This is a genomic window from Tabrizicola sp. (genome assembly GCF_036781545.1).
Taxonomy (GTDB): domain Bacteria; phylum Pseudomonadota; class Alphaproteobacteria; order Rhodobacterales; family Rhodobacteraceae; genus Tabrizicola.
The window spans coordinates 1-9350 of the sequence record NZ_DAIQAT010000135.1 but is presented as its reverse complement, the minus strand read 5'-3'; the positions used below and the strand labels follow the sequence as shown (position 1 = coordinate 9350).

At 68.3% G+C, this 9350-nt stretch carries 9 protein-coding genes; 4 read left to right on the top strand and 5 right to left on the bottom strand.

Annotated elements, in window-relative coordinates:
- Nucleotides 1-37: 37 nt before the first annotated feature.
- The 5 genes from V7Q39_RS16275 to V7Q39_RS16255 all read right to left on the bottom strand — a co-directional run bounded on the left by V7Q39_RS16275 (nucleotide 38) and on the right by V7Q39_RS16255 (nucleotide 5184).
- Nucleotides 38-1153 (bottom strand): murein hydrolase activator EnvC family protein, encoded by a 1116-nt coding sequence (locus V7Q39_RS16275; protein ID WP_333817665.1) that lies wholly within the window; start codon nucleotides 1151-1153, stop codon nucleotides 38-40.
- Complete coding sequence (gene gpmI / locus V7Q39_RS16270; RefSeq protein ID WP_333817664.1) at nucleotides 1150-2667, bottom strand: 2,3-bisphosphoglycerate-independent phosphoglycerate mutase; 1518 nt, start codon at nucleotides 2665-2667, stop codon at nucleotides 1150-1152. The genes V7Q39_RS16275 and gpmI overlap by 4 nt, the downstream gene beginning before the upstream one ends.
- Before the next feature lie 194 nt (nucleotides 2668-2861).
- Nucleotides 2862-3749, bottom strand: coding sequence for a DMT family transporter (locus tag V7Q39_RS16265; protein ID WP_333817663.1), 888 nt, complete (start codon nucleotides 3747-3749; stop codon nucleotides 2862-2864).
- On the bottom strand, nucleotides 3746-4615 hold the full coding sequence (locus tag V7Q39_RS16260) for a DMT family transporter (RefSeq protein ID WP_333817661.1): 870 nt from the start codon (nucleotides 4613-4615) through the stop codon (nucleotides 3746-3748). Before V7Q39_RS16260 ends, V7Q39_RS16265 begins: the two co-directional genes overlap by 4 nt.
- Nucleotides 4616-4686: 71 nt before the next feature.
- Complete coding sequence (locus V7Q39_RS16255) at nucleotides 4687-5184, bottom strand: hypothetical protein (RefSeq protein ID WP_333817660.1); 498 nt, start codon at nucleotides 5182-5184, stop codon at nucleotides 4687-4689.
- A gap of 238 nt (nucleotides 5185-5422) precedes the next feature.
- Between V7Q39_RS16255 and leuC the strand changes: the two genes are divergently transcribed.
- The 4 genes from leuC to V7Q39_RS16235 all read left to right on the top strand — a co-directional run.
- Nucleotides 5423-6841, top strand: coding sequence for a 3-isopropylmalate dehydratase large subunit (gene leuC / locus V7Q39_RS16250; protein ID WP_333817659.1), 1419 nt, complete (start codon nucleotides 5423-5425; stop codon nucleotides 6839-6841).
- A 3-nt stretch (nucleotides 6842-6844) separates the two neighbouring features.
- Complete coding sequence (locus tag V7Q39_RS16245) at nucleotides 6845-8182, top strand: glycosyltransferase family 4 protein (RefSeq protein WP_333817658.1); 1338 nt, start codon at nucleotides 6845-6847, stop codon at nucleotides 8180-8182.
- A gap of 11 nt (nucleotides 8183-8193) precedes the next feature.
- Nucleotides 8194-8799, top strand: a complete 606-nt coding sequence (gene leuD / locus V7Q39_RS16240) for a 3-isopropylmalate dehydratase small subunit (RefSeq protein ID WP_333817657.1) — start codon at nucleotides 8194-8196, stop codon at nucleotides 8797-8799.
- A 202-nt stretch (nucleotides 8800-9001) separates the two neighbouring features.
- Nucleotides 9002-9350, top strand: a 349-nt coding sequence (locus tag V7Q39_RS16235) for a RidA family protein (protein WP_333817656.1), incomplete at its 3' end; no start/stop codon positions are given.

The window sequence follows — 9350 nt, the reverse complement described above, 5'->3', positions numbered from 1 at the left end:
CCGGCCAGGGCGGCCATCACATGCTTCTTCATCCGCGTCAGTCTCCTGTCCGGGCGAGGCCTGCGAACCACGGGATCGGGTCCACGGGCAGGGCGCCCTGTCTGAGTTCCATATAAAGCGTTTCCGTGCCGCGCCCGCCAGAGCCATCTGGCGACCCCGCCACGAATTCCGCCGTCGCGGTCCTGGGCCCGCCCATCAGGCCCAGCGGCGCGTCGGCGGCGACCACTTCTCCCACATCGCCATACAGCGTTTCCATCCCGGCAAGCACCAGGAGATAGCCGTCGCCGGGCTCAAGGATCATCACATTTCCGTAGTCGAGCAGCGGCCCCCGGTAGCGGATCGTCGCGGGCCAGGGCGCCGTGACCAGAGCGCGGGGCTGCGTGGCGAGCGTCACGCCCGGTCGGCGGACCCCGGCGGCGTCGGCCTCGTCCGGCAGGCGCAGGACAGTGCCGAGCACGGGAAGCCGCAGGCGGCCCTTCTCGCCCGCGAAACTGGCATCACCGGTCCCGTCCGGCGACAGGCCGGCGGCGAAGGCGTCCAGCGTGTCGGCGCTGTCGAGAAGGCCCTTCAACACCTCCGGGTCCTCGGTGAAGCGCTTGGGCAGGTCGACCCGGTCCGAGATCGCCTGCGACAGTTCCGTCCGCGCCGCCTGCGCGGTGGCAAGGCCCTGCGCCAGCACCTCGCCCGCCGCAAGCTGCAAGGCGCGCAGGTCGGCCAGTTCCTGTAGCTGCGCCTTCAGCGCCAATGCCTCGCCCTGCAGGGCGGGGGTCACATCGGCCAGGATCATCCCCGACCGGGCCGATCCTACCGCACCCTCGGGATGGAGCAGCAGCAGCGGGCCGGGATTGGCCTCCATCGTCGCGAGCACGCCCAGAAGCCGCCCGATCCCGTCGCGCTTGGCGTCGAAGGCGCGGGTCAGCGTGGCCTCGCGCAGGGCCGCCGCGCGCAGCGCGCCGCGCAGGGCGGCAAGTCCTGCCTCATAGGCGCGGATGGTCGTGGACAGCGCCGCCACCCGGTCGCGCGCCTCGGTCGCCTGATCCAGCGCCGCCACCGCCGCCTGCAGGTCGGCCGAGGCCCTGGCGGCCTGTTCGGCCACCGTCTCGGCCCGCAGTGGCAGGGACATAAGGCACAGAAGGACGGCGGCGCGGATCATGCGATGAGCGTCTGGCCGGTCATTTCGGGCGGCTGGGGCAGGCCCATCAGCTGCAGCAGCGTTGGCGCAAGATCGGCCAGCCGCCCGTTGCGCAGAATGGCGCCCGCCGGGCCGCCGATCAGAATCACCGGCACCGGGTTCACCGTATGCGCCGTGTGCGGCCCCCCGGTCACCGGGTCGACCATCACCTCGCAGTTGCCGTGGTCCGCCGTGACGATCATCGCCCCACCCTTCGCCTGCAGCGCGGCGACGGCGCGGGTCAGGCCCCGGTCCACCGCCTCGCAGGCCTTGATCGCGGCGGGAAGGCTGCCGGTATGGCCCACCATGTCGGGGTTGGCATAGTTGACGACGATCAGGTCGTAACCCTTCTCGATGGCCGCCACCAGATGATCCGACACCTGATCCGCGCTCATCTCGGGCTGCAGGTCATAGGTCGCGACCTTGGGCGAGGGCGGCATCGCGCGGTCCTCGCCGGGATAGGGCTGCTCGCGCCCGCCGTTCAGGAAGAAGGTGACATGGGGATATTTCTCGGTCTCGGCCAGCCGGAACTGGGTCAGCCCGTGCGAGGCCACCCATTCGCCCAAAGTGTTGATCAGCACCCGCTTGGGGAAGGCCGTAGCCATATAGGCGTTGTGCAGGTCGGAATATTCCACCATGCCAAGAAGCGCCGACCATTTCGGGCGGATGCCGGTCTCGAAGGCCTTGAAGCCCGGGTCGCCGATGGCCGCCAGAATCTCGCGCGCCCGGTCGGCGCGGAAGTTCAGGCAGAAGACCCCGTCGCCATCCTTCGCGCCGTGGTAGCCGTCCAGCACCGTCGGGGCCAGGAATTCATCCGTCTCGCCCTTGCCATAGCTGTTCGACACTGCCGTCAACGCGTCCGGCGCGGTTTCGCCCTGCGCCTGCACCATCGCCCCGTAGGCGCGGGCCACCCGGTCCCAGCGGTTGTCGCGGTCCATCGCCCAGTAACGCCCCGTCACCGTGGCGATGCTGGCGCCATAGGGCAGGCGCTTGACCAGCGCCTCGACATAGCCCGCCGCCGAGGACGGCGCCACGTCGCGCCCGTCCGTCACCGCGTGCAGCGCGACCGGCACGCCAAGCGCGGTGATCGCCCGGCAGGCGGCAAGCACATGGTTCACATGCCCATGCACCCCGCCATCCGAGACGACGCCCATCAGATGCGCCACCCCGCCCGCTGCCTTCACCCTGGCCGCGAAGTCCAGGATCGCCGGGTTCCGCGCGAAGCTTCCGTCCTCCACCGCCAGGTCGATGGCGCCCAGGTCTATGGCTACGACGCGCCCCGCCCCGATGTTGGTATGCCCGACCTCGGAGTTGCCCATCTGCCCGGTCGGCAGGCCCACATCCGGCCCGAAGGTCGTCAGCGTGGCGTGGGGGCAGCTGGCCCAGAGATGGTTGAAGGTGGGAACCTGCGCCTGAGCGGGCGCGCTGGTCGCCGGGTTCGGGCCAATGCCCCAGCCGTCGAGGATGCAGAGGACGACGGGTTTCGCAGCGGACATCGGCACTCTCCGGTCTGGCTCCGCCGGGGTTTTACGCCTTGGCCGGGGCCGGGGCAACCGGGATGGGGTGCGTCAGGCCACTCGCCCGGACTCAAGGCGCGAAAGCGCCGGGCCGCGCCCGACCGCCCCTAGGGCGGGGGCTTTGCGACGGTGCAAGCAGAACTCCGATGGAAGTGGGAATCCCGGCCGCGCTCCTACGCCAGCCGCGCCGCCTTCTCGCGCACCCTTTGCCGCCACAGCGTGAAGATTCCCGCCGCCACCACGATCCCCGCGCCAACGGCGACATTGATCCGCAAGGTCTCGCCGAAGATGAAAAGCCCGATGGCGCTGGCCCAGACGATCTGCAGATAGGCGAAGGGTTGCACATCCGAAGCCTCGGCCACCGCCAGCGACTTGATCAAGAGCCAGTGGCTACCCGCCGCCGTGCAGCACAGAAGCCCCATCCAGCCCCAGTCGCCCGGGGTCATCCAGCTCCAGTGCATCAGGCCGAAAGGCGTCATCGCCACCGCCCCCACGACCCCGGTGTAGAAGAAGCTGACCGAGGCGCTGTCCTTCCTGGCCACATAGCGGGTCAGCAGCCCGTAGACCGCGAACATGGTGGCGGACAGCAGGGGCACCAGCGCCCAGGGGCTGAAGACGCCGAAGCCCGGCTCCAGGATGATCACCACGCCGACGAAGCCCACCAGGATCGCCGACCAGCGCCGCCAGCCGACCTTTTCGCCCAGGATCGGCCCCGACAGCGCCGCGACCAGCAGCGGATAGCAGGTGAAGACGGCATGGGCCTCGATCAGCCCCAGCTTCACGAAGGCGACCAGCATGATGGCGATCTCGGCGACCAGGATCACCCCGCGCGCCACCTGGACTAAAGGAAAGGCCGACTGCGCCGCCGCCTTCAGGCCCCCCGGCGCCCGGGCCGCCATCGCCATGGCGAACAGCCCGAAGAACCAGAAGCGCACCATCACCACCATGGTGACGGGGTAGGTCTCGCCCAGATGCCGGGAAATCCCGTCCTGCGCCGCGAAGACCACGGTCGTCGCGATCATCAGCCAGATGCCCAGCCTGGTATTCTGCGTCGTGGTCATGCGGGTTTGCGCTCCAGCGACAGCGAATAAAGCCCGGCGGCCACCACGATCAGGCTGCCGATGGCGACCGGAAGCTCCAGCACCTCGCCATAGACCAGCATCCCGACGATGCTGGTGAAGACCAGTTGCAGGTAGGAAAACGGCTGCACCCGCACCGCCTCGACCTGTTCATAGCTCTTCAGGACCAGCCAGTGCGACAGGATCGACAGCGCGCAATAGGCGGCGAGAGAACCGATGTCGGCGGGCAGCATCGGCTTCAGCTGCGGCAGACCGAGGCCGGTCATCAGCAGCGCGCCGATCACGCCGGGCCAGAAGAAGGCGGGAAAGGTCGGCTCGTCCCGCGTGGTCAGGCGGGTCAGTACGGAATAGAGCGCGAAAAGGAAGGCCGCCGCCAGAGGCAACAGGGCGGGCCATGAGAAGACGCCCATCCCCGGCCGCAGAATGACCAGCACGCCGACCAGACCGGCGCCCACCGCGGCCCAGCGCTGCCAGCTGATTGCCTCACCCAGGACCGGTCCCGACAGCGCGACGACCAGAAGCGGGCAGATCGAGAAGACGGCCAGTGAATTGATCAGCCCGATCAGCGTATAGCCCCAGACGATCAGGCAGATCTCGCCCACCAGCAGCACCGAGCGGACAAGATGCGCCGGCAGCCGCGTCGACCGGATCGCCGCCCGCGCGCCTTCGGGACGGCGCAGCGCCAGCAGGATGACGAAGCCCGCAAAGACCCAGTAGCGGATCATGATGATCATCTGGGTGGAATAGGTCGCCGCCAGATGTTTGGAAAACCCGTCCTGCGCGGCAAAGGCCGCAACGGCGGCCACCATCAGCCAGATCCCCAGGGTCGGATTGCGCGAAGCGGTCATGACCGTCGCGAGGTATCACCGGCGCCGCGCGGGCGAAAGGGGGCGGTTCGGGCGCTTTGCGACCCGCAGGGTCAGCGGGCGCAGACCGGGGTGGAGGTGTCGATGCTGGTCTTGCCCGACATTTCCTTGTCCTTGATCGGCTTGCCCTCGCCGTCCGTCACCCGCCAGCGAAAGCTGACCGGTTGCGCCCCGGTCCCATCCATGCGGCAGAAGCTGACGTGAAGCGAATAGCCCACGGGCGAATCCTCGCCCGGCAAGGCGGCCCGCAACTCATCTACCTGCAGTTGCATCCGCGCCTTCTGGGCCGGTGCGATGCTTAGCACGAACCGTGTCCCACCGTCCTTCAGCGCGGACTTGCCGACGAGATACAGGTTGAAATTCTTCGTCTTCAGCGACCCCGCCGCAGCGCCGCAGGCGCAGGGACCGACCCCCAGCTCTCCGGGTCTGCTCTGAAGCCCCACGCCCTCGGAAAGATCCAGCACGATCATCCGGTCCTCGGCGTCGGCCCTGGCCTGTCCCGCCAGCGCCAGACTGGCCATCACCACCAGCGACCGCAGCAGTCCCTCCATTCGCGCGCCCCTCAACTTCCCCGCCGCAGCAGTTGCATTCAGTCCAGACAAGGCGTATTTCCCCCTGTCATGCAAGGGTTCATCTACTTCAACATCACCGATCATGCGCGGCTGCCCGCCCGCTTCTTCGGCATGACCCGCACCATCCTCGCCCGCCTCTGACCACGAGGCCCCGCCCGCGCGGGCGATCTCCGCGCCGCACCTTCCAGCCCCAGCCTTCCAGCCAAGGACCCTTTCCATGTCCGCACCCCGCACGCTCTATGACAAGATCTGGGACGACCACGTCGTCCACCAGGCCGAGGACGGCACCTGCCTCCTCTACATCGACCGCCATCTGGTCCACGAAGTGACCAGCCCCCAGGCCTTCGAGGGCCTGCGCATGACGGGCCGCAAGGTCCGCGCGCCCGACAAGACCATCGCGGTGCCCGATCACAACGTGCCGACCACGCTGGACCGCGCCAATGCCGCGACCATGACCGAGGACAGCCGCATCCAGGTGGCGGCCCTGGACAAGAACGCCAAGGATTTCGGGATCAACTACTACCCCGTCACCGACATCCGCCAGGGCATCGTCCATATCGTCGGCCCCGAACAGGGCTGGACCCTGCCGGGCATGACCGTGGTCTGCGGTGACAGCCATACCGCGACCCACGGCGCGTTCGGCTCGCTCGCCCACGGGATCGGCACCTCCGAGGTCGAGCATGTCCTTGCCACCCAGACGCTGATCCAGCGCAAGGGCAAGAACATGAAGGTCGAGATCACCGGGTCGCTCCGCCCCGGCGTCACGGCCAAGGACATCACGCTGTCGGTCATAGGCGCCACCGGCACCGCGGGCGGCACCGGCTATGTCATCGAATACTGCGGCCAGGCGATCCGCGAGCTTTCCATGGAAGGCCGGATGACCGTCTGCAACATGGCCATCGAAGGTGGCGCCCGCGCGGGCCTGATCGCGCCGGACGAGAAGACCTTCGCCTATGTCATGGGCCGTCCCCATGCGCCCAAGGGCGCGAAATGGGAAGCCGCGCTCGCCTACTGGAAGACCCTCTTCACCGACGAAGGCGCGCATTTCGACAAGGTCGTCACCATCAGGGGCGAGGACATCGCCCCCGTCGTGACCTGGGGTACCTCGCCCGAGGATGTGCTGCCGATCACCGGCGTGGTCCCCGCGCCGGAAAGCTTTGCCGGCGGCAAGGTCGATGCCGCGAAACGCTCCATCGACTACATGGGCCTGAGCGCCGGGCAGAAGCTGACCGACATCGCCATCGACACCGTCTTCATCGGCTCCTGCACCAACGGCCGGATCGAGGATCTGCGGGCGGCTGCGGCAATCCTGAAGGGCAAGAAGATCGCCGTGAAACGCGCCATGGTCGTCCCCGGCTCGGGCCTCGTCCGGGCGCAGGCCGAAGAAGAGGGTCTGGCGCAGATCTTCATCGACGCGGGCTTCGAATGGCGGCTCGCGGGCTGCTCGATGTGCCTGGCGATGAACCCCGACCAGCTGGCCCCCGGCGAACGCTGCGCGGCGACGTCGAACCGCAACTTCGAGGGCCGCCAGGGCCGCGGCGGGCGCACGCATCTCATGTCCCCCGCCATGGCGGCGGCGGCGGCGCTCACCGGCCACCTGACCGACGTGCGGGAGATGATGGGCGAGCTGGTCTGACCCATGGCTGACCCGGTCGCCAGCCCGACCGGACCCGTCGCCCCCCGGCGGCGGGTTCTGGTGATTGCGGAAGCCGCGAACCCGGAATGGGTCTCGGTGCCGCTGGTCGGCTGGTCGATCGCCACGGCGCTGCGCGCCCATAACGACGTCCATATCGTCACCCAGATCCGCAACCGCGAGGCCTTCCTGCGCGCGGGTCTGGTCGAGGGGGCCGACTTCACCGCCATCGACAGCGAGGCCGTCGCAAGGCCCATCTGGAAGCTGGCCGAGGTCCTGCGCATGGGCAAGGGCAAGGGCTGGACCATGGTCACGGCCCTGTCCTCGAAACTTGCCTACCCCTATTTCGAACGCAAGCTGTGGCAGGCTTTCGGCGCCCGGATCAAAGGCGGCGAATTCGACATCGTCCACCGCGTCACGCCGCTGACCCCCACCGCCAACAGCCTGATCGCCCCCCGCTGCCGCAAGGCCGGTGTTCCCTTCGTCATGGGCCCGCTCAACGGTGGCGTCCCCTGGCCGAAGGGCTTCGATGCCGAGCGCCGGCGCGAACGCGAATGGCTGTCCTATGTCCGAGGCATCTATCGCCTGTCGCCTGCGCGCAGCCGGATGATCCGCGCCGCCTCGGCCATCATCGCGGGCAGCCGCCACACCGCCTCCGAGTTTCCCGGCGCCCGCGACCGCCTGACCCTGATCCCGGAGAACGGCATCGACCCCGCCCGCTTCTCGCTCCGCGCCGCCCAGCCCGGCACCCTGCCGCTGCGCTGCGCCTTCGTCGGGCGTCTGGTCCCCTACAAAGGCCCCGACATGCTGATCGAGGCCGCCGAACCCTTCCTGCGTGATGGCACAATGGTCCTCGACATCCTCGGCGACGGTCCGCTGATGCCCGCCCTGCGTGAGATGCTGGCCGCGAAAGGCCTGACGCATTCCGTCACCCTGCACGGCTGGATCGACCACAAGGAGGTACAGTCCCTCCTCTCGCAGTCCCAGCTTCTCACCTTCCCCTCGGTCCGCGAATTCGGCGGCGGCGTGGTGCTGGAGGCGATGGCGCTGGGCGTCGTCCCGGTGATTGCCGACTATGCCGGGCCGGGCGAACTGGTCACGCCCGGGACCGGGGTCAAGGTGCCGATGGGCAGCCGCGATCAGGTCATCGCGGGCTTCCGCGCCGCGCTGGCCCGCCTGATCGCCGCGCCCGGGCAGATTCCCGCCCTCTCCGCCGCCGCCCTTCGCCGGGTGGAGGAGCATTTCACCTGGGACAGGAAAGCGCGCCAGATCGGCGCGATCTACGATTGGGTCCTCGACCCGAAGGGTCCCATCCCGCAACCCGTGCCCCTCGCGGGCGAATAAGGACGCAAGACATGGACAAGTTCACCACCCTCACCGGCGTTGCGGCCCCGATGCCGCTGGTCAACATCGACACCGACATGATCATCCCCAAGCAGTTCCTGAAGACGATCCAGCGCTCGGGCCTTGGCAAGAACCTGTTCGACGAGATGCGCTATACCCAGGACGGCCAGGAAATTCCCGATTTCGTGCTGAACCAGCCCGCCTACCGCAAGGCCGAGATCATCGTCGCCGGTGACAACTTCGGCTGCGGCTCCTCGCGCGAACACGCGCCCTGGGCGCTCCTCGATTTCGGCATCCGCTGTGTGATCTCGACCAGCTTCGCCGACATCTTCTTCAACAACTGCTTCAAGAACGGCATCCTGCCGGTGGTCCTGCCGCAAGAGGCGATCGATCACCTGATGGACGACGCCCGCAAGGGCGCGAACGCCCGGCTCACCGTGGACCTGGAAAGCCAGACCGTCACCGCCGCGGATGGCACCACCTTCGCCTTCGAGGTCGATCCGTTCAAGAAGCACTGCCTCATGAACGGGCTCGACGACATCGGCCTGACGCTGGAAAAGGCCAGCGCCATCGACAGCTTCGAAGCGAAGAACGCCGCGCTGCGACCCTGGGCCTGACCGGCCGCCGGACGGAAACGCCCGCTCTGGCACGGGTTTTCGCAGAAAGCCCGTGCCTGGTTCATGGTTGCCAGATCCTGAACGCCCTCAGGCAACCCATTGAAATTGCAGGGCTCGAAAACCTGCCCGCGCGCGGTGGCCCAACCCTTGCCGCCTTGCCCGGCCCGCGCTACGCTCGCCCCGACCCATCCCGGAGGACCCCATGCACCCGATCGAGAAACGCCTCGCCGACCTCGGCGTCACCCTGCCCGACGCCCCCGCCCCGGCGGCGAACTACGTCCCCTTCGTCCAGGTCGGGACCCTCGTCCACATCTCCGGCCAGATCAGCCAGAACGAGAGCGGCCTGATCAAGGGCAAGCTTGGCGAGGACCTTTCCTTCGAGCAGGGTGCCGAGGCCGCGAAACGCTGCGCGATCTCGCTCCTCGCCCAGCTGAAGAAGGCGGTCGGCGGCGACTGGGACCGGCTGGACCGGGCGGTGAAACTGGTGGGTTTCGTGAACTCCACCGCCGATTTCACCGACCAGCCCAAGGTGATCAACGGCGCCTCCGACT

Coding starts and splice junctions, on each gene's coding strand:
- leuD (WP_333817657.1), top strand. CDS start 8,194: ATGGACAAGTTCACCACCCTCACCGGCGTTGCGGCCCCGATGCCGCTG.
- V7Q39_RS16260 (WP_333817661.1), bottom strand. CDS start 4,615: ATGACCGCTTCGCGCAATCCGACCCTGGGGATCTGGCTGATGGTGGCC.
- V7Q39_RS16265 (WP_333817663.1), bottom strand. CDS start 3,749: ATGACCACGACGCAGAATACCAGGCTGGGCATCTGGCTGATGATCGCG.
- leuC (WP_333817659.1), top strand. CDS start 5,423: ATGTCCGCACCCCGCACGCTCTATGACAAGATCTGGGACGACCACGTC.
- gpmI (WP_333817664.1), bottom strand. CDS start 2,667: ATGTCCGCTGCGAAACCCGTCGTCCTCTGCATCCTCGACGGCTGGGGC.
- V7Q39_RS16255 (WP_333817660.1), bottom strand. CDS start 5,184: ATGGAGGGACTGCTGCGGTCGCTGGTGGTGATGGCCAGTCTGGCGCTG.
- V7Q39_RS16275 (WP_333817665.1), bottom strand. CDS start 1,153: ATGATCCGCGCCGCCGTCCTTCTGTGCCTTATGTCCCTGCCACTGCGG.
- V7Q39_RS16245 (WP_333817658.1), top strand. CDS start 6,845: ATGGCTGACCCGGTCGCCAGCCCGACCGGACCCGTCGCCCCCCGGCGG.